Origin of the sequence: Vibrio hepatarius (assembly GCF_043642085.1) — a bacterium.
GTDB classification, from domain to species: domain Bacteria; phylum Pseudomonadota; class Gammaproteobacteria; order Enterobacterales; family Vibrionaceae; genus Vibrio; species Vibrio hepatarius_C.
Window position 1 is genome coordinate 268,545 of sequence record NZ_JBHZSA010000003.1, and the last position, 26,770, is coordinate 295,314.

The following is a 26,770-nucleotide window of genomic DNA, read 5'->3' on the forward strand; positions in this document are numbered from 1 at the left end:
ATGTTGCATTTTTGTGAAAATAAAGTTGACCTTAAGGTCAAATTAGCCAATTATTGACCTGAAGGTCAGAAAAACCAAATCGGAACAATAGTGTCAATGCACAAGGAGGTCTCTTGATTACTTTCCTACTCAATCAAGAACTCAGACAAGAGAGTGAACTGTCGCCAAATATGACAGTACTTCAATACCTGAGAACACAAGTACAAAAAACAGGAACAAAAGAAGGCTGCGGCTCAGGTGACTGTGGTGCCTGTACCGTGGTACTTGGTGAGGTGAGCGACGGAAAGCTTCAATACCGCTCCGTAAACTCTTGTTTGACGTTCGTCTCTAGCCTTCACGGCAAGCAACTTATTACTGTTGAAGATCTACAAAATAAAGACAAGCTGCACCCTACCCAGCAAGCAATGGTTGATTTCCACGGTTCACAATGTGGCTACTGTACCCCTGGCTTCATTATGTCGATGTTCGCCCTAAGCAAGAACAAACCAGCAGCCAATAAAGAAGATGTAATGGAATCACTGGCAGGTAATTTATGTCGCTGCACTGGATACCGTCCGATTGTAGATGCAGCTTTATCTCTTGCCTCAGACGAGCCATTAATGGATCAGTTCGTTGAATTAGAGAAAGAGACCATAGCGCGCCTACAATCATTGCAGGAACAGCCAGCAAGCCTGAGTCATGGCAACTTAACCGCGTACCTTCCTCGTAGCGTGAATGAACTAGCAGAAATCTACTCAGCTAACCCTAACGCTAAGTTGGTCGCTGGCGGTACTGATTTAGCACTGGAAGTGACTCAGTTCCATCGCGAGATCGAAACGCTTATTAACGTGAACCTTGTTGAAGACATGAAAGTGTGTGAAGAGAGTGAAGATGCACTCCACATTGGTGCCAACGTGGCCATCAGTGACGCATACAAGTTACTAACAACTCACTATGCTGACTTTGGTGAACTGCTGCATCGCTTTGCCTCATTGCAGGTACGTAACCAAGGTACGCTTGGCGGCAATATTGGTAACGCCTCGCCAATTGGTGATGCGCCACCACTACTGATTGCCCTTAATGCACAAGTGAAATTGCGCCGTGGCAAGCAATCACGCGTAATGCCAATCGAAGATTATTTCATTAGCTACAAAGTCACTGCTCAGCAAGAGAGTGAATTTATCGAGCAAGTGATCATCCCGAAACCGAAAGCCAGCGAGACGTTCCGCGCATACAAACTTTCTAAACGTCTAGACGACGACATCTCTGCGGTTTGTGGCGCGTTCAATATCCAAATTGAAGACAACAAAGTGGTAAATGCGCGCATTGCCTTCGGTGGCATGGCAGCAACACCAAAACGCGCGACACGCTGTGAGAATGCACTGCTAGGCAAAGAGTGGAATCAAGCCAATATCGATGAAGCGATGAAAGAGATCCACAATGACTTTGAGCCATTGTCCGATTTCCGTGCCAGCAAAGAGTACCGTTCGATGACGGCAGCCAACATGCTACGTCGTTTCTACATCGAGCAGAACCATCACAACAACCAGATTGAAACAAGGGTAACGTCTTATGTCTAACGCACACCACCCGACTCTCTCTCATGATGAGATGGTCGCCATCGTAAAGCAGGATCTTAAAACTGGCGTTGGTAAAAGCGTAAAACACGACAGCGCCCCAAAACAGGTTACCGGTGAAGCGGTCTACATTGACGACCGTTTAGAGTTCCCAAATCAGCTCCATGTCTATGCACGAACCAGCACTCATGCCCATGCGAAAATCACCAAGCTAGACGTCTCACCATGTTATGAATTTGAAGGCGTTGCGATTGCCATTACCCACGAAGACATTCCAGGTCAACTGGACATTGGTGCGGTTTTCCCGGGTGATCCCCTGCTTGCTGACGGTCTTGTACAATACTACGGCCAACCAATTATTGCCGTTGCTGCTAACGATATGGAAACGGCACGTAAAGCCGCACAAGCTGCCATCGTCGAATACGAAGCGCTACCACCAGTACTGGATGTCAAAGAAGCACTGGAAAAAGAGCTGTTCGTAACAGAAAGCCACCAGCAAAAACGTGGTGACTCAGCATCAGCGATTGCCAATGCCAAACACGTGATTGAGGGCGATATCGATATCGGCGGTCAAGAACACTTCTACCTTGAAACTCAGGTGAGTAGCGTGATGCCAACCGAAGATGGCGGCATGATCGTTTACACCTCTACCCAGAACCCGACTGAAGTGCAAAAGCTGGTTGCCGAAGTGCTTGGTGTACCAATGCACAAAGTGGTGATTGATATGCGCCGCATGGGTGGTGGTTTTGGTGGTAAAGAGACCCAAGCTGCAGCACCTGCGTGTATGGCAGCCGTGATTGCTCATCTAACTAAGCGTCCAACTAAAATGCGCCTACCACGTGCAGAAGACATGACCATGACGGGTAAACGCCACCCATTCTACAACCAATACAAAATTGGTTTTGATGATAATGGCGTGATTCAAGGCTCTGAAATTATCGTGTCAGGTAACTGTGGTTACTCACCGGATTTATCGAGCTCGATTGTTGACCGTGCGATGTTCCACTCAGACAACGCTTACTATCTAGGTGATGCGACAGTCACTGGTCACCGCTGTAAGACCAACACGGCATCGAATACCGCTTATCGTGGTTTTGGTGGCCCGCAAGGCATGATGACTATCGAGCACATCATGGACGAAATTGCGCTCTATCTAGGCAAAGATCCACTCGAAGTCCGTAAAGCGAATTACTACGGTGGTGAAGGACGTAATGTCACTCACTACTACCAAACGGTTGAAGATAACTTCTTACCAGAGATCACCGAACAACTTGAGCAAAGCAGTGACTACCACGCACGTCGTAAAGCGATTGCTGAGTTCAACAAGCAAAGCCCAATCTTGAAAAAAGGCTTAGCGATTACTCCGGTGAAATTTGGTATTTCATTCACGGCGACTTTCCTAAACCAAGCAGGTGCTCTAGTACACATCTACACCGATGGCAGTATTCATTTGAATCACGGTGGTACTGAAATGGGACAAGGCTTGAATATCAAAGTGGCACAAATCGTTGCACAGGAGTTCCAAGTTGATGTTGAACGTATCCAAATCACCGCTACCAATACCGACAAAGTACCGAACACATCGCCAACCGCAGCCTCATCGGGCGCCGACCTCAACGGTAAAGCAGCCCAAAACGCCGCACTGACGATCAAACAACGTCTGATTGACTTCGCCTCTAGCCACTTCAAAGTGTCACCTGAAGAAGTGGTGTTCAAAAATGGCATGATCGTCATCCGTGATGAGATCATGACCTTTGAATCCTTTGTTCAGCTTGCGTACTTCAACCAAGTATCGCTATCAAGCACAGGCTTCTACCGTACACCGAAGATCTACTATGATCATGAGAAAGCACGTGGCCGTCCATTCTACTACTACGCCTACGGTGCCTCTTGTTCAGAAGTTGTGCTTGATACGTTAACCGGCGAATACAAGATCCTTCGTGCAGACATTCTTCACGATGTAGGCGCATCGCTTAACCCAGCGATCGATATTGGTCAGATTGAAGGCGGCTTCTTGCAAGGTGTCGGCTGGCTAACAACAGAAGAGCTGGTTTGGAACGAGCAAGGCCGCTTGATGACCAACGGCCCAGCAAGTTACAAGATCCCAGCGATTGCGGATATGCCGATTGAGTTCCATACCCACCTTCTGGAAAACAGAGCCAACCCAGAAGACACGGTGTTCAACTCGAAAGCGGTGGGTGAACCGCCGTTTATGCTTGGGATGTCAGTGTGGAGCGCTCTAAGAGATGCGATTGCTTCTGTTGCAGTAGATGGTGCAATTCCAAAACTGGATACACCAGCAACACCAGAGCGTGTTCTGATGGCGATTGCTAAAGTGAGCCAGCCTCAGACAGCGCCAGAGAAAGCGGAAAAGCCTACCATAGACTGACGAAGGAAGGAGTAGGGAATCTCTGAACACAGTCGTATTAGTAAAGAGATCCCCAACTCGCTCTTGAGGATGACAATAAATAAAATCCTCAGTCTTGAGGATAGCCGTGAATAACAAGTCCTCGTTGTCGAGGATGACGACAGGATAAATAGTTCAAGGAGAGACGTATGTTTAAGGACAATTGGATTCATGAACTGGCACAACTAGAAAAAAACAGCGAACCGTGTGTGATGGTGACGGTATTGGAAGACCGTGGCTCTGTGCCAAGGGATGCCGGAACCAAAATGCTCGTGACCCGTGATCGCTTGATTGCCACTATTGGTGGTGGTCATCTAGAGCACGTAGCAACCAAAATGGCGCGTGAAATGCTGATCGCGGGTGAACGCTCACTCAAAGTAGAACGCTTTAATCTTGGTGCTCGTTTGGGGCAGTGTTGCGGCGGAATGGCAACACTGAGCTTTGAACCGATTGGCACCGCGCAAAAGCATCTAGTTGTGTTCGGTGCTGGTCATGTTGCCAAAGCCCTTTTACATATCGTCTCCACCCTTCCTTTCCGAGTCACTTGGATTGATGAGCGTGATGACGTTTTCCCGGGAGAACTGCCACACAATGTGACTAAGTTAGTGACCGATGATCCAGTCGGCGAAGTTCGAGACCTGCCACCAAACAGTTACTACTTGGTGATGACTCATAACCACCAGCTCGACTTTGATTTGGCTCGCGCCATCATCGACCGTGATGACAGTGTCTATTTCGGCATGATTGGCTCACTAACAAAACGCAAAAAGTTCGACATGCGTTTGGCGCAGCGTGGTTACACCGATGCACAAATCGACACCATGATTTGCCCGATTGGTGTCAGCATGGTGAATGGAAAACACCCAGCAGAGATAGCTGTCTCGGTTGCAGGTGAACTTATCGCACACTATCAGGGCATTCCACTTGAACAAAAACGCCCTACGGCACACAGTAAAAGTAATCAACAGAGCGATTCCCGACAGGAAGAGAAAATCGCCTAACTCGATTGCAAGGTAATCGGGTTTTAAAAGGAAGTAACAATGACAACGCAACGTAACGCTTATCGTGCAGCCATTTTGCACAGCATCGCTGACCCAAAAGATGTCGGACTAGACAACTCTTATCAATTTTTTGATGACGGTATCATCGTCGTTGAAGATGGTCATATTGTCGATATCGGTGAGACAGAAGAAGTCCTTGCTCGCCAACCCAAAGACATCAGCATTACCGAATATGAAGATAAGCTGATTACCTCAGGCTTTATCGATACCCATATTCACTACCCTCAAACCGGCATGATCGCCTCTTACGGTGAGCAGCTGCTCGACTGGCTAGAAAACTATACTTTCCCTGAAGAGCGTCGCTTTAAGAACCCAGTCTACGCCCATAAAGTCGCTAAACTGTTCTTTGACGAACTAGCAAGCAACGGCACCACAACCGCACTAGTTTTTGGTACCGTACATAAAGAGTCGGTCGATGTGTTCTTCGAAGAGGCGCAAAAACGTAAACTGCGCATGATCGCGGGTAAGGTATTAATGGATCGCAATGCGCCAGACTACCTAACCGATACGCCAGAGTCAGGCTACGAAGCATCAAAAGAGCTGATCGAGAAATGGCACAACACAGATCGACTATTATACGCCGTGACACCTCGCTTCGCGCCAACCAGTACCCCAGAGCAGCTCGCCACAGTGGGTAAACTGCTTGAAGAGTACCCAGATGTTTACATGCACACTCACCTTTCTGAAAACAAGAAAGAGATTGAGTGGGTATTGGATTTGTTCCCTGAACGTGATTCGTATCTTGATGTGTATGACCACTACGGTTTACTGCATAAGCGTTCTGTCTTTGCACATGGTATTCACTTGTCAGATTGTGAGTGTAAGCGCTTGGCCGATACCGAATCAGCTATCGCTTTCTGCCCAACTTCGAACCTATTCTTAGGCTCTGGTCTATTTAAGCTGCCCAAGCTTGAAGAACACGGCGTAAGAGTCGGCATGGGTACCGATGTCGGTGCAGGCACCAGTTTCTCAATTCTACAAACCATGAGCGAAGCGTACAAAATTATGCAGCTTCAACAAGAGAAACTTCACCCGCTCAAATCGCTGTTCTTAGCAACCTTAGGCGGCGCTCGTTCGCTTCATCTTGAAGATAAGATTGGTAACTTAGAAGTAGGCAAAGAAGCGGACTTTGTGGTGCTGGATCTACACGCGACTCAGTTGATGCGCTTTAGAATGCATCAAGCGACAACTCTAGAAGAGAAACTGTTTGTATTGATGAGCTTAGGCGATGACCGCACTGTGTGTGAGACCTTCATCTATGGTGAGAAAGCCTACGATGCACAAGGAAACATCGACGTAAAAAAGTTCGCTAGTTAAGCCCATATTCCCTTCCTAGGAATACGGTTCTGATTGCGTAACTTCATCAGAACGCAAAAGGGTCTAGTCTCCTCCGGCTAGACCTTTTTCTATCTATCGCCCCAGACACTTTTATGAAGCCCCACTTAACACCTGATTAAGCGATTGTGAATTCCGGCAAACAAAAACTATTTGTAAAGTCTTAGTGAGTCTTAATTCTACATGGACGTAGAGCCACCATTTAACGAGATTACAAATGTTTATACCCAGGTCTATCTTTGTTCTAACGTCCCTTTCTGTTACAGCAGTATCGTTCGCTCAAGAGTCTGAAGTTCAAGATATGTCAGACCCTCTTGCGGTCTACACACAGGCAGGCTTTGGCTACACCAACAAAGGACTTAACGTCAAAGTCGGTCAAACCTATGATACGGGTAATGATGTCACGATGGGGATGAATGTGTTCGAAATCAAAGGCATCGCAGGCGATGCTCTAGGATGGAGCAATCGAAGCAACGATGACAGTATTGATTCGATTCGATTTAGAAATTTCGGCGTTGATCTAACCAATGGACGAGGCTCTCAAGTTGACGTAAATTGGAACTTTGATAGTAACCAAGGCTCAGCATCTTATAGCTTCATCCAAGCGCTACCGCAGATGGGTATGTTCAACTTCTACCCGCTAGCTGGCTTAGGTATTGCCGCAGGAGAGGAGTTGGAGGGGACGACTGGTGGAGACTCAGACGCTAGCCAAGTTCGAGACCGTTACAACCTACACGGTACTTTCTACGTGGCTGGTATGTACGCAAAGATGCAAATTACAGACAAAATTTGGCTCAATTATAACCCAATGTACATGGGCACAATTTCCGGCTCATCTGCTTACAAAGAGCAAGGTTTTCAACAAGATGACTCCATCATGACTCATGAGTTTTCGTTAGGTTACCAAATAGTTCCAAGAGCGAATGTCCGCTACTATGCCAACTGGAGTGAAAACACCCACTACGCAGATGGCGATCATCGTATTGAGTTCAATTACCAATTTTGATTAATAGAATGAGAGTTGGCTTGTGATGTACCGAGCCAACTCTTACGTATTGACGAATGGTTTAATCATCTCATATAGCCACAAGTGTTTTTTACTCTTTCTGTTCTTCTTGTGGATATAGGCACATAAACGCAACGTGGTAAGTTCTTCAAAATTCGTAACTTTTATCGCTCTGAGCCCTTCCCCACAATGCTGTACAAAGTTTTCTAGAGCCGGAGCAATCAAGTCCGTCTTCAACACAATTTCACGAATACTGATTGCTGATGTACTTCTATGGACAACATTAATGTCTAACCCTTTTTTGGCTACCATTTGCTCAATAAGGGAAGTATGGAAAGTATTAAAAAACGGCATTTCTATCAGGGCAAAATCGTATTCTAATAGCTCCTCAATCGTCGCCGTTTCCTTTTTAAAGGGATGATCTTCTCTCACTACCGCAACGAAGCTCACATCTCCCAGAGGAAGCTCGTAGATGTCTTTTGTCGTACTAGAAAACTGAAACTGGACAGCAATATCAACTTGATCGGTTTTCATCATTGCTGGTGTTTCGGTGGTCATATTGTGAGAAGCAAAAGTAACGTTAGGGCATAACACTGAGATTTGCTCAAACATCATCGGCGATAACCAAGGAATGATCTGTTGCCCCATATCAACCGTGATGGTGCCATCAAGCTCGCTAGGCTCAAATTCACCATGAGTATTCACCGCATCGGACAAATGAGTTAACGCTGGAGACAAGGCCGAAAAAAGACTGTCTGCGAACGGAGTCGTATCAAACCCCTTTGGAGTTTTAACAAACAACTCATCCTCAAAGTGGTCACGTAACTTATTAATATTTTGGCTAACAGCAGGAGGTGAAATAAATAGCAACTCAGAAGACTTCTTTAGATTACGTTGTTGATAAACAACAGAGAATAACTTGAGTAGGTTGAGATCAAGGTTCTTAAACTTATCGTTGCTCATCGCTGTCCCTTTATAAGTTGTATTAAGTTCAGCTTAACAGCAAGGTAACTAAATTCAACTATTCGAATCTCAATTAGCTCTTTATCATCACAGACATAGGTAATGGAATACGAATCAGCAAGCAGTTAACGCACTGATTCGGCAAAGTTTTAGAAGGACGATAATTAAACCTTCGAATAAGCGAGTCAAACATGAAAAAAACGATTCTATCTTTATCTCTAATCAGTGCATTTAGCTGTGTGGCTGCTCCTGTGACAATGGACAACTACGTTGTTGCCGAATCTGATTGGTACTTTACTGGCGTACAAGAAAAAGTCGGCGTGAACACATGGATGCATGATGACCCCGTGAGCATTGATAACCAACAAGTGATCCGTTCTAACCGTGATGTTGTCTACTCCATTGCTATCGTTGATGTCAGTAAAGGAGCTACATTCACAGTACCCCAATCTGACGAATTTCAGATTATCCACATCATTGACGAACACCACCTATTCCACCAAGTTGTGAAAAATGGTGAAACCCTAAAAGTGACAGCAGATGACATTCAAGGTGAATATGTTTACCTACTGGCAAGAACACGCGATAACGGTGACTACGCCGACACAAAACATCGCCAAAGTCAGTTGAAGTTTGAAGCGAACGCCGCAAGGCCCTATCCAGCTAAAGGCTTTGATGCCGATGAAGTGATTGCTTTCCGCGATGAGTTAGTTCGTCAGGTCAATGCCGGAGAGCAACCAATTGCTGGGCACAACGCTTTCGGAAAAACACTAAAAGACGTGGATCCGCATAACTACCTATATGCGGCAGCTTATGGATGGGGTGGACTACCTATGGATACTGCTCAATATGTTCCTCTGCAAGTCACTTCAGACAAATGCCAAACATGGACCATTGAGAAGCCGTCTCTAGATTGGAAGAATAACGGGTATCTATCTGCCACTTTCTATGGAGCTGATGGCTGGATCCATGAAAATGATTTTTATATTCCGCACAGTGAGATGAAAGATAATGGCAATTCTTTCTCATTCACGACCAACTGCGAGCTGGGTACAGGTAATGCAACGGTAGAAAAAAGTGGCAACTTCTTAGTTAGAATGTATCTACCTCTTGATGCTGCACTCGTCAAAGAACAAGCAGACAACATGTACAAAGTAACAGGTAAGTCATAGCAATTTTAAATCGGTAAACTTACCTCAAAAGTAAAGAGGCTGACCATGTGTCAGCCTTTTTGTATTTATCGTTCTTATAACAGTAATAAGGAGCCGACCATATAGACCGGTTTTTACCACGTTCTACAAACAGACCTCGTTAAGCTCTACTTAATATCCACTTTAACAATGCCTAATATTCAGAAATTAAAGAAGCTATTAATATTCACACATCGCTTCCAAGGATGGTCCGAAATAAATATTAACTCTAAATTAGACATACCGGACTTAATTACATGAACATGAATAAAACTATTTTAGCCGCTTTGATTTCAACAGCATTTTCAAGCAACGTTCTTGCACAAAAAGTAGATATTGAACAGGCAAACTTAGCGACAGAACAAACCATTCAATCTCAAATGGAATCCATTGATACAGCAACGATGGCTAAGCTTAATGCACAAAATAGCAAGATCGCAGAGCTTGACGGCACAGTGTATCAACAAGATAAGTCAGGCATGTGGAAAGCAATTGGTGGTGGTGCTCTAGGTCTTACGGCTGCACTATTTAGTGGTTCTTCAAATGGTGGAAACTCACATACCCCAGACAATGACTTTCCAATTGTAGACAATGATACTCCAGGCTTACCAGGTGTAGATAATGATATTCCTCGTGATATCAATCTAATTACGCACGGTGATACTGCATACATGTACGTTAACGGTGAAGCAGTTCGCACTGCAACTCTCGATGTAACCTCAGAAGGCAACTACTCGATCACTGGCTCGGAAGGCGCTACGTTCCATGTAACCGGTAACGATGTGTTGGTAACAATGGTCAACGGTGAGAACGTTAAACTTCATAACGTGAGCCGTACCGATGACCGTAATATCTCGTTCTCTGTCGAAGGTGAAAACTATAATCTGCACCGTACTTACAATGGTGAAGTTTGGGTTCAGAAAGAGCAAGGTAACGGTACTGGAAACTGGGCAACGGTAAAGACTGGCGCAGATGTACTGGCTAACATCCAAGAACGCCAACTGCTCAATGCGATTGATAAGACACTACCCGATGTGGATAACAAACCAATCACACCTGACATCAATGGTGGAGAAGGTGCGCAAGAGCTAAAAATCGTCGATGGGGGCATTTTCTTAGGTGGCGAAAAAATTGGTTTTATCGCATCTGACGGCAATGTGAACCTGTATGAGAAAGGTAAAGTTGGTTCGGTAACAGCTACATCTGGTGGAGGAAATATTTCTCAAATTACACTAAACGGTGGTCAAACGATTGATATCGCGAGAAATCAAGGTAATGCTATGAAAACCACCATTAGCGCAAATAATGGATCCAAGATTGTGATTGATCATTCAGATGGATCTATTACTACTGTTAAGCCTCGTCCTGAGGTTGATAAACCAGAATTTGAATTACCTAGTTTCGAGCGTGTGAGCGTAGGTGAAATAGAAGTAGATAAAGATAACCAAGCTATCAAAGTTAATGGTGAATGGTTTTACGCAACTGTAGGTGATGAGCTCGTAACTATCGATGGCAAACGTATTTTGTTAAGTAAAGATGAATACAACAATATTACCTTACACAGCGCGCAAGGCGATCTTTTAGCGACTGTACATGCTGCAAAAATTGTCGGAGGAAAGGTTCGTCTAGTTGAACATGCTGATAGCTCTAGAACATATATTGGCGAGCAAGGCCGAACGATTACTATCGATGCCAATAAAAAGAAAGCCTTACAAGCAAAAGCAAGCAAGATTAAAGCTAAGGTTAAACTATCAAAATAGATTGGGCTAACTAGTTCATGTAGGACAATGGATTGTCCACCCTTCATAAAGCCTATTAAGTCACTCTTAATAGGCTTTTTCAATTAACTCAATATTCTAATTACTCTCTAATTCATATCATCTTCATCAATAAACAACAGCTCTCATGGATAGAGATCTAGATACGGTTTCAACATGAATAAAATACACACTCTCGCACTACTTTGTTTCCCTCTTACTGCACATGCTGATTGGCAAGATGTCGTTGATTACGTCGGTGATACGTTTAGAGTTTCTATAAGTAAAGAAAACTACCTTGAGCAAAACAATGATAACGAGCTGACCTACACACTCTATGGTTCGCATAACTTCAACGAGACTTGGCGTGTCTTCGGGCAATACGATAGCGATCATTTTGGAGAACTAGGCATTGGATATTCATTTATTGTTGCAGATCTCATCTACAACGAAGTCACCGTTGCTTCGGGTGGTAATTTAGACAATGTGGAAGTGTACAAATCTGGACTGTTTAGCGCTTTTGCTTGGGAAGATGCTGTTTTCTATACCGACTTTACCGTTCAATATATAGATCGAGAGTTAAATTATTTAAGAGCTAAAAGCATCTCCTTAGATAAAACGCTAGGTAGTTTTTATGACGTGAATGATTGGCTATCTCTATCTCTCTCTTACACTCATCAAATGACACATTACAAAAAATGGACGCCTCATTCAGAAAAGTTTCTAGTTTGTCAGCCTCACTATTATGGCGATAATAGCTACTCTCATTATTTGAGTCCTGGCTTCACCATCTCTATGTTCGGAGTCAAACCGACCGTTTCCTATAACTACTATTTTGACGCACCAGAATACAACACGATTGATTTCAACCTCACGTTTGATTTCTAGACAGAACGAAAACTCTGATGAGGTTGATACAAACTATCGATAAATCGACTTGGTCGACTGCCTGACAATCAGCTCAATTGGTGGCAGGCGAACATCATGTCTTTCGCCACTTAGAAGATTAAGAATTGATTCCGCGCACACGACCCCAACCTCTTCTACGGGTTGGCGCATGGTGGTTAATGCAGGCGTGAAATAGAAAGAGGTTGGCAAGTCATCAAACCCAACTACCGAAACATCTTCAGGCACTCGATAACCGTGGTCATGCAACGCTTTAATGGCTCCATAAGCCGTTTGATCATTGGCGGCAAAGATGGCGCTAAAATGGTTTTTTGACTCAATCAATTCTGTGGTTAGCTCATAGCCGCATTCACTACTAAAATCACCTTGCTTGATTAACTTAGGTTGAACCTTAATCCCTGCTTCTTGCAGCGCATTTTTATAGCCGACGAAGCGGGCCACTGCATCCGGCTGGTTAAGCAAACCTTTAATATGAGCAATGTTTAGATGGCCCTGTTGCAGCAAATGCAGAGTTGCCATATAACCGCCGAGCACGTTGTCGATGTTAATACAACGCACTCGTTCACCAATCACGTCATAGCCAACCGCCACTACCGGAATGTTCTCAGCGTAGTCGAGGATTTGTTGCTCAGTCAGGCTGCCGGTCACAATGATCACGCCATCGACATTACTCTTAGCGAGGTATTCAAGCGCATGGGATTCGAGTTTGTTTTTCCAATGTCCGGTGGCTATCACCAAGGAGTAGCCCTGCGCACTGAACACCTTCTCCATATCATTAAGAATACGGCTGGTGTGCGGACTTTCTGGGTTTTGCACCAAGACGCCAATGGTCATTGAGCGAGTATTGGTACCTTGGTTCATGGTGTAGTTGGGTTTGTAGCCCAGAGTTTTGATCGCTTTCTCTATGTTGTTGGTTTTTTCATCGGACACGTAAGTGGTGCGATTTAGAAAGCGAGAGACAGTGCTAGGTGAAACACCGGCGAGCTTGGCGACATCATAGATGGAAGGTTTTTTTTTCTTTTTGGTCGTCATAGAAACTGCCAATTAAACAAGCGAAACATCGACTATAGAAACTCCTCTTATAGAGCTCAACCGACGTTGATTGAAACTGAGAGCTGAAGAGGTAAGCCAGCGCCCAATTGCACTGACTTACCTAGGGGGTGAGAGTTAACGATTAAAACGTCGCCAGTGATTTCTCGCTCATGGCATCGAATAAATGAATCGCATCCAGATCTAAGTAAAGCGTCAGTTCATTCACATCCACTTCTGCGGCTTGCGTTTCAACCATCAAAGATTGACCTGCAATCTCGGTTTTCAGCAAAATGCTTGCCCCCAGCAGTTCCTTATCTTTGATTTTGACCGGGAACGGCAGCACTCGCTCATGATCCACTTGTTCAGCACGCAAATGAATGTCAGTCGGGCGCACACCAAAGTGCAGCGCAAGGTTCTTAGATGCATGGGCATGGAAGCGCTCTGGCAGCGGGATACGAGTATCGCCTAGCTCAACGTGCCAGTTGCCTTCTTCGCCCACCAGCTGTGCATCGAGCATATTCATTGATGGGTTACCAATAAACTGAGCGACAAACTTGTTCGCTGGTTGTTGGAACACCTCTGTTGGCGTGCCTACTTGCGCCACATAACCATCTTTGAGAATCACAATGCGGTCAGCAAGGGTCATTGCTTCGATTTGGTCGTGCGTTACGTAGATCGTAGTGGTTTGAAGCTCTCTGTGCAGCTGTTTGATCTCTTCACGCATCGTACCACGCAGTTTTGCATCAAGGTTCGATAACGGCTCATCAAACAGGAACACTTTTGGTGTACGCACCATCGCACGTCCCATTGCCACACGTTGGCGTTGACCACCTGATAGCTCTTTCGGTTTACGAGCAAGCAGCGGGTCAAGCTCTAGCATTTTTGCCGCTTTACGCACCTCTGTATCGATTTGATCTTTTGGCATGCCCTTAAGTTTGAGCGCAAAGGCAATGTTTTCATACACCGTCATGTGCGGGTAAAGGGCATAGCTTTGGAACACCATTGCTAAATCACGGTCTTTGGCGTCGATTTTGTTCATCAGCTTCTCGCCAACGAAAATCTCGCCTGAAGTGATGCTCTCTAGGCCCGCTAGCATGCGCAGCGTCGTCGATTTACCGCAGCCTGATGGGCCAAGAAAAACCACGAACTCACCATCGTTGACCGTAAAGTCGAAGTGTTTAACCACTTCCACATCATCGTAGGATTTTTTGATGTTCTTAAACTCAACTTTTGCCATTACTGGTTCTCCTCTCGGCGCTCTAGCAGCATGTTGCGGTATGCGATTGCACTTTGTTTAAGCGTGCGCTGCTGGGTTTCGTAGTCCACGTGAACAATACCGAAACGCTGTTTGTAACCATACGCCCACTCAAAGTTATCCATTAAACTCCACGCAAAGTAACCTTGTACGTCTACACCTGCTTTGATTGCTTTATCAACTGACTCTAGGTGAGCTTGGAAGTAGTTAACACGCTGCGTGTCATTCACTTCGCCATTGATGCAGTCATCTTCACCGGCTGCGCCATTTTCAGTAATGTACAGCGGCGGTAGGTTGTCATAACGGTCATGTAAGCGTAGTAGCAGATCAGTCAATGCTTGTGGGTAAATTTCCCAACCAATGAAGGTGTGCTCATTAGCAGGCTGAGGCACATCTTTGATCTCACCGTTTTCATCAAAGCGAACCACACAGCGGGTGTAGAAGTTCACGCCAATGAAGTCTAAGTCTGTGCGAATAATGTCTAGGTCACCTTCAAGGATCATTGGCATATTGTGCGCTTGACGCTCTAGAACCAACTGCGGGTATTCACCTTTTAACACCGGGTCCATAAACCAGTGGAAGCCCTCTGCATCGCTGTACTCAGCCGCACCAATATCTGCATCCGTCAGTGGGTAAGCTGGTGTCGCATTAAACACACAACCATGCATCGCATTCGGTGCGTTTTTACGCATGTGTGGAATCGCCAAACCGTGTGCCAGCATTAGGTGGTGCGCTGACAAGAAGCCCTCACGCTCACCTTTAATACCCGGTGCGTGCATACCCCAACGGTAACCTAAGTAAGATGAGCAGAACGGTTCGTTCAAGGTTGCGTACGAATCAATCTTATCGCCAAAGTAAGTACTCACGACCTTAGCGTACTCTTCAAACTTGTAAGCGGTTTCACGATTTAACCAGCCGCCTTTATCTTCAAGGTATTGTGGCAAGTCCCAGTGATACAGAGTCACAAACACTTTCAAGCCTTGAGCATGGCACTCGTCAATGATTTGCTCGTAAAACTTAAGGCCCTCTTGGTTAACCTGACCATCGTGTGGAATGATGCGAGGCCACGCCATCGACAGACGGTAAGCATCTACACCAAGACCTTTGATCATCTCGATGTCTTGCTTCCAAAGGTGGAAGTGGTCACAAGCAACGTCGCCGTTGTCCATGTTGTCTACCGCACCTGGCTTGTTACAGAAGGTATCCCAAATAGAAGGAGTACGACCGCCAAGCTGCGCGCCGCCCTCAATTTGGTAAGAAGAAGTGGCAACGCCAAATAAGAATTCTGGGCTACGTAATTTTGAGTCTGTAGGAAGTTGGAATTTATTCATTGTTATTAAACCTTTTAGCCTTTTACTGCGCCTGACGTCAGGCCACTAATCATTTGTTTTGAAGCGAATAAGTAAGTAATTACCAGCGGAAGAATCGAAATAGTCGTACCTAGCATCACCGCTCCCCAAGGAGTATTTGGTATGCCTTGCACGCTACGCAGTGCCTGAGTAATCACATAGTTGTCTGGGGTTGTTAGCACCACTAACGGCTGCATAAACATGTTCCAGAAGAAGACGAATTGAACGATAGCAAGCGTTGCTAGAGCGGGTTTCATCAGCGGAAGCACCACACTCCAGTAGGTTCTGAACTCACCTGCCCCATCCAGTTTTGCCGCTTCCAGTAGCTCTTTAGGAATCGAAGCCACCACATGCTGACGCATTAAGAAAATACCAAACGGCGTCGTGGTGAACGGTAGCCAAACTGCGAGATGGTTATCGAGCAAGCCTAGGAACTTCACGATCATGAAGTAAGGGATCAGACTCAGCACCGGCGGGATCATCATCGAACCAACTAACATGCCGAACAGAAACGTTTTGCCCTTGAACTTGTATACTGCAAAGGCGTAGCCACCCATGCTACAGAACAGCAGCGAGATGGCTGTACCTAGAAACGCAATGTAGATAGAGTTAAACATCGCTTGCCAAAACGGCATGATTTCGAGCAACTTAGCGTAGTTAATAGCTAAGCTATCACCAATCGCGAAGCTGATGCCCGTACCAAAGATTTCAGTGCGATCACGAGTAGACAGTAGCGCCGACCATAGAAACGGGAACACCGTCATGATGGCCGAAACAATCAGCACTACGGCAAGCAACGCCATCATTAGCTTGGTAAAGATTTCAATGCTGCGATCACTTGGGCGCCAGCGAGGAGACATTACGTGTTGAGTGGTCATCTTATTGCTCCCCCAAACCTTTTTTACCGAAGAAGAAGAATTGCACCGCAGTACAGCCTGCAATCAGCATAAATAGCAGCCAAGAGATAGCCGATGCTGTGCCCATTTCTAACCACTCCCAACCCACTTTGTAGAGATACATTGAAATCGTTAGACCTGATTGACCTGTACCACCAGTACCACGAGTCAAAACGAACGGTTCTTCAAACAGCTGTAAGTTACCGATGATGGTCATGGTCACAGCGAAGAAGATAAACGGACGAATCATTGGCAATGAGATGCTCCAGAAACGGCGCCACGCATTTGCACCATCCATTCGTGCCGCTTCAAGAATGTCTTTAGGAATGGTCATCAAGCCCGTGGTGTACAACACGATGTTGAAACCGGTGTATTTCCAGAACACCATGATGGCGATAGACGGTTTGACCATAGTCGCATCATCTAGCCAGCGGATTGGCTGAAAGTCATTCACCCAGCCAAACGCCCAACCAAACAAGGTGCTATCTGCCAGCGCGATTAAGGTCTGGTTGATGATGCCTGAGTTCGGCGAGTACATGTTGAAGAAGATCAGTGATGCTGCGACCGTCGACGTGATAAACGGCAAGAAGTAAGCCGATGTCAGCCAATGGCGGAAACGGTCACTCATTGACACCAAAATGTAAGCGACAGGCAACGCAACCAAGTGCTGAGCGACGCCCGATGTAATCGCTAGCCATAGGGTGTTTTTCAGTGAACGCCACAGCCACGGGTCAGTCAGTGCAATGTGGTAGTTCTCTAACCCCACATAATCCATCGCACCTAAACCTTCGACTGGGTTCCACTCATGAAACGACAGAAAGATTGAAAACAGTAGTGGGAAAATCCCAAATACAGAAAAAATAATCAGAAACGGAAGTAGGAATCCATACGGTGTAAGCGCTTTCAAACTCAGACGAGAAAAAAGGCTTTTGCTCTCGGATGTGTCCATAATCTTGCTCGCTGCATGATTCATAGTAACGACCTCTAGTTAGGAAGGCGAAACTCGCCTTCCTCCCTTACCAAATTACGAGCCAATTAAAGATTACGAGTACGGCGTTTGATCATTCGCTCCGCCTCTTTCAGCGCAGTTTTGATATCTTTGCCTTCATCCAGTACTTCCATTAGCGCATTCTCTAAAATAATAGAACGTGCAACGTGGTCACCTTTCGCTGGTGCAACTGGCTTGATGTTTTTCGCTACGTCAGCAAACAGTAGACGTGCCTTTTGACCACCAAGGAATGCCACTTCTTCTTGGAACAGCTCATCGTCATAAGTGGTTGTGTTTGCAGGGAATGCAGCGATAGTTTCAAAGTGTTTAAGCTGAATATCACGCTTGGTTGTCATGTATTCGATCAGCTTCCACGCTTCATCTTGGTGTTTAGATTGGGTTGGGATCGATAGGAATGAGCCACCCCAGCTGCCGTAGATACCATCAGGTAGGTGAGACACGCCCCAGCTACCTGCAGTCTCTGGTGCAATCCAGTTATTTAGGTGGCCAAGTAACCATGCACCAGATAGCTGAGTTGCGAACGTACCGTTACGGAAACCTTCATACCATTCGTTTGACCACGCTAAGATTCGCGCATCTAAGCCTTTGTCACGAATCTCTTTGGCTACTTCAAATGCATGGACAAAACGCTCTGAAGTCACCACTGGGTTACCATCTTTATCGAAGTACAGACCTTCACCTTCAGGTACTGTCGTGAAGATGATCGCTTGCGCCACATCCGCTGCTGAAGCAATCAGGTAGACATCTTTCTTCTTCAGTTCTTCACCGGCTTTAATGTATGAATCCCAATCTTTGATTGCTTCATTTAAGTCGATACCGGCTTTTTCGAACACGTCTGTACGGTAGTACATTACACCCGGACCTAGGTCGACAGGCATGCCGTAAACATCACCGTCAGCCCCTTTACCTTGCGCCCATGCGTAAGGTGCAAAACTTTCTGCGTATTTGTCTGCACCGTAGTTCTCAGACAGGTTGACCAAACCGCCAGATGCTACAAACGGACCAATTTTCTCTACATCAACAACAATGACGTCACCTGCGCCAGAACCCGTTGCTAAGTTGGTGGTCAGCTTCGTATGGTGGTCCCCGTGGTTGTTCATTAGGTAATCAACCTTAATGCCTGTCTCTTTTTCAAAGTCAGGAAGCAGCACTTTCAAGCTGCTGTCAAAATCAGGGAAACCATCAAAGCGAATCTCAGAGTGAGCAGCGTTGACTGTGGATGCGACTCCAAGCGCCGTCACAGTAGCAAGCGTCAATGTTTTTAATTTCATCTTATTGTCCTTAAATTTAGAGTTGTTTCACAGAGCTTCGAGGCACCAAAGTCGGTGACAATTTAAAGCTCACGTCTCGTTTGTTTTTATTGAGTATTTGAATGACCAGTTGAACGGCTTCAGCACTCATTTGTTCAATGGGGAAGTTCACCGTGCTTAACGGTGGCGATATGTAGCGCGCGAACAAGATGTCATCGAACCCCATCAATGAAACCTGTTCCGGCACGCTAATTCCTTCCTCTTTGAGCACTTCAAACGCTCCGAATGCCATGTGATCGTTACAGGCAAACACAGCGGTAAATGAACAATCGCGTTTGAGCAATTTTCGCATCGCGCTCACCCCCGATTCCTCGGTAAAACCGGCCTCTGAAACCAATGCTTCGTCGAACAAGATATCGGCCGCTTCTAATGCTTTGCGATAACCTTGCAGACGCCCCCGAGCATCGGATTTATCCAGAGGGCCGGTAATACATGCGATGTTGCGATGCCCCATTCGCAACAAATGTTCAGTCGCTAACTGGCCCCCAAACTCGTTGTCTATTTCAATGCAATTTTGCGCAAGCTCTGGGACAAATCGATTGACCAAAACCAATGCCACGCCTTTCGCTTCAAGGTCTGTTAAGTAATCATCAGTTAGGTGCTGAGTATGCAAAATCATCGCATCTACTCGGCGACCTAGCAGAAACTCAACTGACTCTCTCTGCCCTTGTTCTGTATTGGAACCTGCTGTTACCACCACGTGATAGCCTAATCGGCGTAATCTGTTTTCGATGCTGTGTAGAATCCCAGAATAAAACGGGCCACCCAGCTCAGGCACGATGATGCCAATACTTCCGGTACGGCTAGAAGCCAGAGCTTGTGCAATTGCATTTGGGCGATAGCCGAGAACTTGTATGGCTTTTTCCACTTTGAGCTTCTTATCATGACTGACTCGGCTGGTACCGTTAATCACGCGTGATACGGTCGCTTGAGAGACACCTGCATACTCAGAAACATCTTTAATTGTGGCCACTTATACACCTCGACTACTGCCTGCATTCAAAGCCGATTTCTTCAATAGAAACCGCTTTCATGGAGCTAGTATTGATGATTTGCTTAGTGAGTAGCGTGAGAGTAATCACACTCAACCGCGCCTTATTTGGCCTGATTTACCAAACAATGAACCAAGGGGAAGTTTCACATGGTGCCATGAAACTGTTTCATGAAATGATTAAAGCCTAACCAGAAAGAGATATTTTACGAATCGATGAAATGGAGGGAGGGATTGGTTTCAGAAACAAAAAAGAGCCGCATCAATGCGGCTCAAATGATTTGGAGTTAATCATAATCTGGCTAGCGGCTTCACTGCCTTACCGCTAGCAGAAAAATAGACAGTATTACTAGAGTTGATTACCACCACGCTTCGAACATGGCACCCACAGCGACCGTATCGGCTGTTACCGTTGTTGTGCTTGGCCCTTTAGTTTCCACATCACCCACGGTGGTGTAGAAGCGGAGCATTGGACGACTCCAAGGCAAGCCACCTAGCGAAACGTTTTGCGATAGCGTCACTTTCCAACCGTTCTTTTCACTGCCGTCATCAAAGTCTTCCATCGCGTAACCCGCTTCTAGCCACGTTGAATGGACTTCATCCCATTGGTACTGCGGTCGAACAATACCTGCGTACTCATTCTTCTCATCCGTATCTGTGCCAGAGAAGTTTTTGTATGAAACCAAGTAATCAATAATGAATTGTTCAGATGCTGTGTAGCCACCTTCTAAGCTGACGTAAGTGACTTTGTAGTCATCGCCTTGCAACTCAAACACCGAGTTATCCGCACCGTCGGCGTATTTCATCACCAACTTGTTTGAAGCGCCTAACCCCATTACCGCACCCACTTGCCATGCCGTTTCATCACTCACGTTTGGATCGGTGCCCGTGTTCGCTTCATCAGAGGCGAAACCGTAGTTGGCGTACAGATCTAGGTTACCAATCCCAAGATCAATGCCGTGCAACTTAGAGGTAATCGCATAGCGGCCAGAGTCGTTACCTAATGCACCATCTTCACTATCCACGGCGCCAACAAAGCCCATATCCAGTTTTGCGCCACCTAGATTAAAGTTATTGAAGCCTGCGCCTTGACCATCATGAGACATCCAGAAGTAATCGTTCAAACCTTGTTGCGGACGTTGATGGAAGTCGCGGCCAGCCCACATGTAGAGTTCAGGTTGGCTTTCAAATACATTAGTCACACCAGCGTACATTTTTTTCAGGTTTACGCCGCCCGATGATCCCCACTGATCGTTATTCCAGTCGTCGACCATGAAGACTAGGTCCCACTTAGCGCCGTTATCCGCTTGGAATATCTTCGCTAACTGCACTTCACCGCCATTAGCTTCATTACCAAGACGACCCAATGAGCGACCAGAGCTGCCCACCTCTACGTAACGGTTATCGCCAGATGAGTAATGCGCACCATAACGCGCGTAACCAGAGAAGATAATGCCTGAAGGTACTTCTGTTTCAGGGGTTAGCACTGCTGGTTGTTGGTCATCGGTATAGTCGAGTTGAACCAGCTTGGATTCGAGCTCTTGGATACGCTGCTCTAGGTCAGAGATATCCGTGTTGTCGGCAAGGACAGAAGCGGCTGCAAGCGAAGAGGCCACTGCTAGGGTGATTGGTAAAACTTTAAAGCTTTTCATGTTATATCCCTATTATTTATTAGGTTTGCTATCTTTCGGCAAAAATAATAAGCAATGAAAAGCCTGAAAATATCGGACTGGTTCACAACCACCGTTGGTACGAAAACCCATGAAACTGTTCAATAATTACACAGCAAGTAAATGTGTTTTCAATCAATAAATTAAAAGTAAAACCGCGTAAAAATTCGATTTGAAATCGGTTTCATTTCATGGAAATCAGCGAAAGTTGTCACGAAAATATCACGGAATTGGAGCCTTAAAATCGCATCAGCAATGAAACATTTCATAATCATGAAAACATTCATTTACTTTGTGAGTTTTTGAACAAAATCATCGACGAAGTGGTGAAGAGGTAGGTGATTCAGTGAGAAATTTTAAGAGGCGAGAGATTTAACGCTGTGCTTTTCCAGCATGCCCTTCATCCAGTCGAGTTGGAAAGGTTTAGGAATCACATCATCAAATCCTTGCTCAAGGTAGTAGCTGACATCACTTTCAAAGGTATTGGCGGTAAGCGCGATAATGGCTGTATTCGGGGCTAAGTGTCGCTGTTTTATCTGTTTCAATGCTTCGATACCATCCATAATCGGCATCTGAATATCCATCAGAATAATATCGAAATGTTGAGACTCAAGCGCGTCCAAACACTCTTGGCCGTTATAAGCCAGAGTGGTGTTCACATTTAAAACGGACAACATTTTCTCAGCCACAATCTGATTCACCTTCATATCCTCGACGATCAGAATCGATATCCCCTGTAAATCAGCATTGTTGCTCGCCAAGACAGGCTCACTATAATCATTGCTGAGCCTATCAATAGCGCGAAGCAGTGAGAAAATATCATAAGGTTTGGTTAACTTGATGCAGTCCTTAATCTCGGGGTTGACGCTGTGTACGTCACCAATATAGATAACAGGGTGCCCTTCTTCCTTAGGGAGGGTTGGTGCGACGAACTCATCCCTTTCGCTTTGATAGTAGATGGTCACCATTTCTGAGTCGTCTTGCGGGTTCAATCGCTTAAGATCGGAGGTAATAAGCTGCTCGGCATAGTGATTTGATGTCACCACTTGTACTTTTGTCTGCCGTGTACGATCTGAAACAAAATCGACTTGATCCACCACATCCACAGGAACAGTCACCGTAAAACAAGTACCTTTTTCGAGTTCACTTTCTACGCTGATAGTCCCGTTCATCAGATCAACCAAGGATTGACAGATAGAGAGGCCTAAACCCGTGCCACCATATAAACGGGTTATGGATTCATCGGCTTGAGTAAACTCATTAAATACTCTCGCGATTTGTTCTTGGCTCATGCCAATACCGGTGTCTGTTATCGTCATGACCAAGTAACGCTGATCACCAACATGAGTCACAGCGCTATGAATATCCACATGGCCGTGACTGGTAAACTTCACCGCGTTGTAGCTCAAGTTATTGATCACTTGCAGTAATTTGGTTCGATCGGCAAACAGTTTGAAATCTTTATCGAGATCGGAGCGGAAAAAAACGTCCACTTCAGGCTTGCTCGTCTCAACAAAAATACTCTTACATGAATTGATCAGCTCACTTACGTTAAATTCTTCTTTTTCAAGTGCAACTTGGCCTTGCTCTATTTTGCTCAGATCCAACACACTGTTGATCAATTTCAGTAGATGCTGACCTGAGTTATTAATCATTGAGATAAACTCTTTAGTCTGCTTATCCGACTCTTGATAGTACTCTTTTTGGCTCAGCCCTATTACCGCATTCAGCGGGGTTCTCATTTCGTGTGACATATTGGCAAGAAAGCGAGCTTTGGCTTTGGCGCTTTCTTCGGCTTGCTGTTTGGCCTCTTCCAATCGAATAGAACGCTCTTTTAGATCGCGACTCAATTTACTCTGGTTGAGGTACATCCAAGAGATCACCCCAATCATCAACAGCGAGCAAACTAGAATGATGGCAAGATTGACGTACTGTTTAGCGTATAAGTTTTCTTTGTGCCTATTAAATTCCAATTGGTGCTTTTGAACTTCAGTTATAAAGCCGGACAAGTACTCATTTAAATCTTTATACACCGCATCCAAATTTTGCGTCGCAGACGTTAACACCTGCTCATCCACCAAAGTGACCTTTTGCAACATCGTCGACGCTTGCTCTATGCCCGCAATAATCTCTGCCAACGAATTGATGTTCCCATACTGCTTGTGAACCCTTTGAGTCTCTTTCGAACGGAGATCTTGCATAATGCTCGATCTAAACACTCTCGCTTTGACCTTGAGTCGCACTAACGCTTGGGAACTTGGGGCCAGTGCAAATTGGTTGGCCGCAGACTTCAATAGCAGCAATTTGTTTTTTGCTGCTAGATTATTATTGACGATGGTTACGTAAGGCTGAGAGGGAATATTGCGTATCTCAGAGAGCGAATAAAAGAAATAGACAATCATTGCCATCAAGACTAAGCACAGCGCCGAAATGACGCCGATAAAAAATCGCCCTGCGACTCCATCTGTGCCTTCGATACCTTTACTCAACAACAATGTCCTTTATTTGCCAAATCGATAAGCTGTAGTAATAGTCATTCTTCAGCTCTGGACGATCGCTAAACGGAAAAACAATAAAAAACGGCCCTTTATCATCGATGGTCATTCGCTTACCAGATTCGTGAGTCGCCAGTAAAACTTGATAGGTTTTGATATCAGCGATAGGGATAGTTGCAACATATCCATCCCACGCCGTTACTTTAACCTGAGTTCCAGTTGCGCCAACATAATCAAGTAAGCTAATTAGCGTCGGACCAGAATACTCTGTGACCTGCTCTATCACATGGTTATTGGTACGAATGGTGCCCTTATCTAATCCTTGTACCATCGCCTCATCCATCTCTACACCTGACTCCGAATTAGATTGAGAGATTTTGCCTGAAATCCATAAGATAGGCTCACCTTGAGGGGAAGGGATCGCGTGCGCTGTACTGGCTAACACAACAGCGCAACTCATCAACAAAGCACGTAATAATCTAGTCATAAAGTACCCAGTTTTCGTCACAGTTGACTATGTAGTTGTAGCCAAGATGACTGCAACCACCCTTTTCCACAGTATAGACGACGATTTGTAACTGAATATTCTGCTAGCTAAAACTTAAACTTCGCCACCAACTGGCTGAGAGAATCTGCATTTTCTTTTAGGCTGATACAGCGCTGCGACGTTTGCGTCACCATATCGGTATTACTGCGGGCAACATCAGCAATGCTTTCAATGTGCGGGGCAATTTCATTGATCACCTGAGATTGCTCTCCGGTCGCGGTAGCGGTTTGCGCACTGAGCTGATGGATATCTTCCACTATGCGATTAATCGAGGCCAAATGTTGTTCAGAAGACTGCGCGGCGGTTAAACAATCTTGCCCTATCTTGTGACTTTGGCTTACTTCACTCACGACCGTATTGCTCAGGCTTTGCAAGTTTTCGATGATGGTACGAATTTCACTGGCTGACTCATGGGTGCGAGAAGCCAAGGTTCTCACCTCATCCGCTACCACGGCAAAACCTCTGCCCTGTTCGCCCGCTCTGGCTGCTTCAATCGCCGCGTTAAGGGCCAGCAAATTAGTTTGCTCAGAAACGCCACTGATCACATCCAGCACAGTATCGATCGCGTTGATGTCATTTGAGAGCTTCTCGATACTCTGATTACTTTGATCAAGTTGCTGACTCATTGCTTCGGTATGGCTGAAGGTGTCACTGACCGACTCAAGCCCCTTCTTCACTTCTAACGTAGTTTGCTGCACGTTATCGGACGTATGGTTGGCATTGTTGGCGATCTCTTCTGAGCTAGCGCTCATCTCATGAATCGCGGTCGCCACTTGATTGATGTTCTGTTCCTGACCGTGGATTTGCTGCTTCATTTCTGACGCTTGCTGATCAATATATTCAATACTGCTCACCAACGCTTGGCGAGAGCTTTCAATCTCTTGTAGAACATTCCCCATATAAGCAACAAATTGGTTGTAACCTTTAGCGATATTGCCTACTTCATCACTGCGGCTTTCATCGAGTCTTTGAGTCAAATCACCTCCACCACTGCCAATATCAAGGAGCAGATCCGCCGTGGTTGATAACGGCTTCAATAGGATGTGGGTCATGTAGGCGCTGACCGCAACAAACAGCAAGGCAATCGACACACCTATCCAAGTCATGGTTTCAATAAAGTGGTTAATCTCTGCAAGTACTTCGCTGGTTGGTTGCACTGAAACCAACACCCAACCAAGTTGCGGTAAACTCATCAAGCCCACTAACATCGCTTGCTGGTCAATCTCGACTTCATTGATTTCCAATCCTATGTCATTCAGGTTAGTCACATTTTCGCTGACATTAGCCATTCCGATTGCTTGCAACGACTTACCTACAATAGAAGTATCTGAGTGGACTTTGACAATGCCTTGGTTATCCACCAGCATTAAGCGCCCAGATTCCCCCAACGAGAAATTAGCAACTGTTTGGCCTAAGTTCTCCAGCGACAAACCAATCCCTGTTACACCAATACGTTTGCCCTCATGCATCACTACTTGATTGACAAACACGGTGGCAAGCCCGGTCGATTCATCAACATCAATTGAGAGTTCAACCGACTTATTGCTGCCAAGAAAACCATAAAACCAAGCATCGTCTGCTGAGCTTTGCGACATGGTTTTCAGTACCCCATTAGGCACATAGTAGGTATCGTTTATTGTGGTCACATAAAAGGCAGTAAGGGCATTAAATTGTTGTTTGATGCTTTGTAACTGCGCGACAACCTTGTCACTCTGTCGCCCGTTAAAGTTTTTCAGTAATGATAGCTGCGACATGACCTCAGCCACCACCAGTGGTTTTTCCAGCTCCAGTTTTATCTGGTTGCTCACCTCTCCTAACGCTGCGGGCATTTGCTGAGAGTAGGTCTTATCTAAGATGATTTTTTGCCCTTGGCTAACCGTAATACTGATCAGTACTGCAATAACCAAAATCACAGCGCCAACGGTCGCCAACATCGTTTTATGTCGAATACTTAACGAACTTCGCATAGCTTCAAACTCCTTTGAGGCATAAAAAACCCCGGAACAGGGGCCGGGGGATCTCACGTGAGATAAAT

The 26,770-nt window shown here is 45.6% G+C and carries 20 protein-coding genes; 8 read left to right on the top strand and 12 right to left on the bottom strand.

Annotated elements, in window-relative coordinates:
* The first annotated feature begins 113 nt into the window (after positions 1-113).
* The 5 genes from xdhA to ACHUFZ_RS07395 all read left to right on the top strand — a co-directional run bounded on the left by xdhA (position 114) and on the right by ACHUFZ_RS07395 (position 7,365).
* Complete coding sequence (xdhA, locus tag ACHUFZ_RS07375) at positions 114-1,559, top strand: xanthine dehydrogenase small subunit (RefSeq protein ID WP_394126583.1); 1,446 nt, start codon at positions 114-116, stop codon at positions 1,557-1,559.
* The gene (xdhB, locus tag ACHUFZ_RS07380; RefSeq protein ID WP_394126584.1) at positions 1,552-3,945 is read left to right on the top strand and encodes a xanthine dehydrogenase molybdopterin binding subunit; all 2,394 of its coding nucleotides are present in this window, start codon (positions 1,552-1,554) and stop codon (positions 3,943-3,945) included. Before xdhA ends, xdhB begins: the two co-directional genes overlap by 8 nt.
* 167 nt (positions 3,946-4,112) lie before the next feature.
* A complete protein-coding gene (gene xdhC / locus ACHUFZ_RS07385) occupies positions 4,113-4,964 on the top strand; it encodes a xanthine dehydrogenase accessory protein XdhC (RefSeq protein ID WP_394126585.1) in 852 nt (283 codons plus the stop codon).
* A 39-nt stretch (positions 4,965-5,003) separates the two neighbouring features.
* Positions 5,004-6,341 (top strand): guanine deaminase, encoded by a 1,338-nt coding sequence (gene guaD / locus ACHUFZ_RS07390; protein ID WP_394126586.1) that lies wholly within the window; start codon positions 5,004-5,006, stop codon positions 6,339-6,341.
* 235 nt (positions 6,342-6,576) lie between these two features.
* Complete coding sequence (locus ACHUFZ_RS07395; RefSeq protein ID WP_394126587.1) at positions 6,577-7,365, top strand: hypothetical protein; 789 nt, start codon at positions 6,577-6,579, stop codon at positions 7,363-7,365.
* 42 nt (positions 7,366-7,407) lie between these two features.
* Here ACHUFZ_RS07395 and ACHUFZ_RS07400 read toward each other — a convergent pair whose 3' ends face one another.
* Complete coding sequence (locus tag ACHUFZ_RS07400) at positions 7,408-8,328, bottom strand: LysR family transcriptional regulator (RefSeq protein ID WP_394126588.1); 921 nt, start codon at positions 8,326-8,328, stop codon at positions 7,408-7,410.
* 191 nt (positions 8,329-8,519) lie between these two features.
* On the opposite strand from ACHUFZ_RS07400, the gene ACHUFZ_RS07405 reads away from it, so the two are divergent.
* The 3 genes from ACHUFZ_RS07405 (at position 8,520) to ACHUFZ_RS07415 (ending at position 12,163) form a co-directional block, all read left to right on the top strand.
* Positions 8,520-9,500 (top strand): hypothetical protein, encoded by a 981-nt coding sequence (locus tag ACHUFZ_RS07405; protein WP_394126589.1) that lies wholly within the window; start codon positions 8,520-8,522, stop codon positions 9,498-9,500.
* A 275-nt stretch (positions 9,501-9,775) separates the two neighbouring features.
* On the top strand, positions 9,776-11,278 hold the full coding sequence (locus ACHUFZ_RS07410) for a hypothetical protein (protein WP_394126590.1): 1,503 nt from the start codon (positions 9,776-9,778) through the stop codon (positions 11,276-11,278).
* Between the two features lie 174 nt (positions 11,279-11,452).
* Entirely contained in the window at positions 11,453-12,163 is a 711-nt protein-coding gene (locus ACHUFZ_RS07415) for a hypothetical protein (protein ID WP_394126591.1), read from the top strand.
* Between the two features lie 33 nt (positions 12,164-12,196).
* On the opposite strand, the gene ACHUFZ_RS07420 is transcribed toward ACHUFZ_RS07415, so the two are convergent.
* The 11 genes from ACHUFZ_RS07420 to ACHUFZ_RS07470 all read right to left on the bottom strand — a co-directional run bounded on the left by ACHUFZ_RS07420 (position 12,197) and on the right by ACHUFZ_RS07470 (position 26,702).
* On the bottom strand, positions 12,197-13,213 hold the full coding sequence (locus tag ACHUFZ_RS07420; RefSeq protein ID WP_394126592.1) for a LacI family DNA-binding transcriptional regulator: 1,017 nt from the start codon (positions 13,211-13,213) through the stop codon (positions 12,197-12,199).
* Between the two features lie 142 nt (positions 13,214-13,355).
* Complete coding sequence (locus tag ACHUFZ_RS07425; protein WP_394126593.1) at positions 13,356-14,450, bottom strand: ABC transporter ATP-binding protein; 1,095 nt, start codon at positions 14,448-14,450, stop codon at positions 13,356-13,358.
* Positions 14,450-15,799, bottom strand: coding sequence for a GH1 family beta-glucosidase (locus ACHUFZ_RS07430; RefSeq protein WP_394126594.1), 1,350 nt, complete (start codon positions 15,797-15,799; stop codon positions 14,450-14,452). Before ACHUFZ_RS07430 ends, ACHUFZ_RS07425 begins: the two co-directional genes overlap by 1 nt.
* 14 nt (positions 15,800-15,813) lie before the next feature.
* A complete protein-coding gene (locus tag ACHUFZ_RS07435) occupies positions 15,814-16,695 on the bottom strand; it encodes a carbohydrate ABC transporter permease (protein WP_394126595.1) in 882 nt (293 codons plus the stop codon).
* Position 16,696: 1 nt separating this feature from the next.
* Positions 16,697-17,686 carry a carbohydrate ABC transporter permease gene (locus ACHUFZ_RS07440; protein ID WP_394126596.1) on the bottom strand — a complete coding sequence of 330 codons (990 nt, stop codon included), beginning with the start codon at positions 17,684-17,686 and terminating at the stop codon, positions 16,697-16,699.
* Positions 17,687-17,748: 62 nt separating this feature from the next.
* Positions 17,749-18,993 (bottom strand): extracellular solute-binding protein, encoded by a 1,245-nt coding sequence (locus ACHUFZ_RS07445; protein ID WP_394126597.1) that lies wholly within the window; start codon positions 18,991-18,993, stop codon positions 17,749-17,751.
* Between the two features lie 16 nt (positions 18,994-19,009).
* The gene (locus tag ACHUFZ_RS07450; protein WP_394126598.1) at positions 19,010-20,005 is read right to left on the bottom strand and encodes a LacI family DNA-binding transcriptional regulator; all 996 of its coding nucleotides are present in this window, start codon (positions 20,003-20,005) and stop codon (positions 19,010-19,012) included.
* Positions 20,006-20,382: 377 nt separating this feature from the next.
* Positions 20,383-21,675 (bottom strand): carbohydrate porin, encoded by a 1,293-nt coding sequence (locus tag ACHUFZ_RS07455; protein ID WP_394126599.1) that lies wholly within the window; start codon positions 21,673-21,675, stop codon positions 20,383-20,385.
* Positions 21,676-22,049: 374 nt separating this feature from the next.
* Positions 22,050-24,182, bottom strand: a complete 2,133-nt coding sequence (locus tag ACHUFZ_RS07460) for an ATP-binding protein (protein WP_394126600.1) — start codon at positions 24,180-24,182, stop codon at positions 22,050-22,052.
* On the bottom strand, positions 24,175-24,675 hold the full coding sequence (locus tag ACHUFZ_RS07465; protein ID WP_394126601.1) for a putative pterin-binding protein: 501 nt from the start codon (positions 24,673-24,675) through the stop codon (positions 24,175-24,177). Before ACHUFZ_RS07465 ends, ACHUFZ_RS07460 begins: the two co-directional genes overlap by 8 nt.
* 107 nt (positions 24,676-24,782) lie before the next feature.
* A complete protein-coding gene (locus ACHUFZ_RS07470) occupies positions 24,783-26,702 on the bottom strand; it encodes a methyl-accepting chemotaxis protein (protein ID WP_394126602.1) in 1,920 nt (639 codons plus the stop codon).
* Positions 26,703-26,770 lie beyond the last annotated feature (68 nt).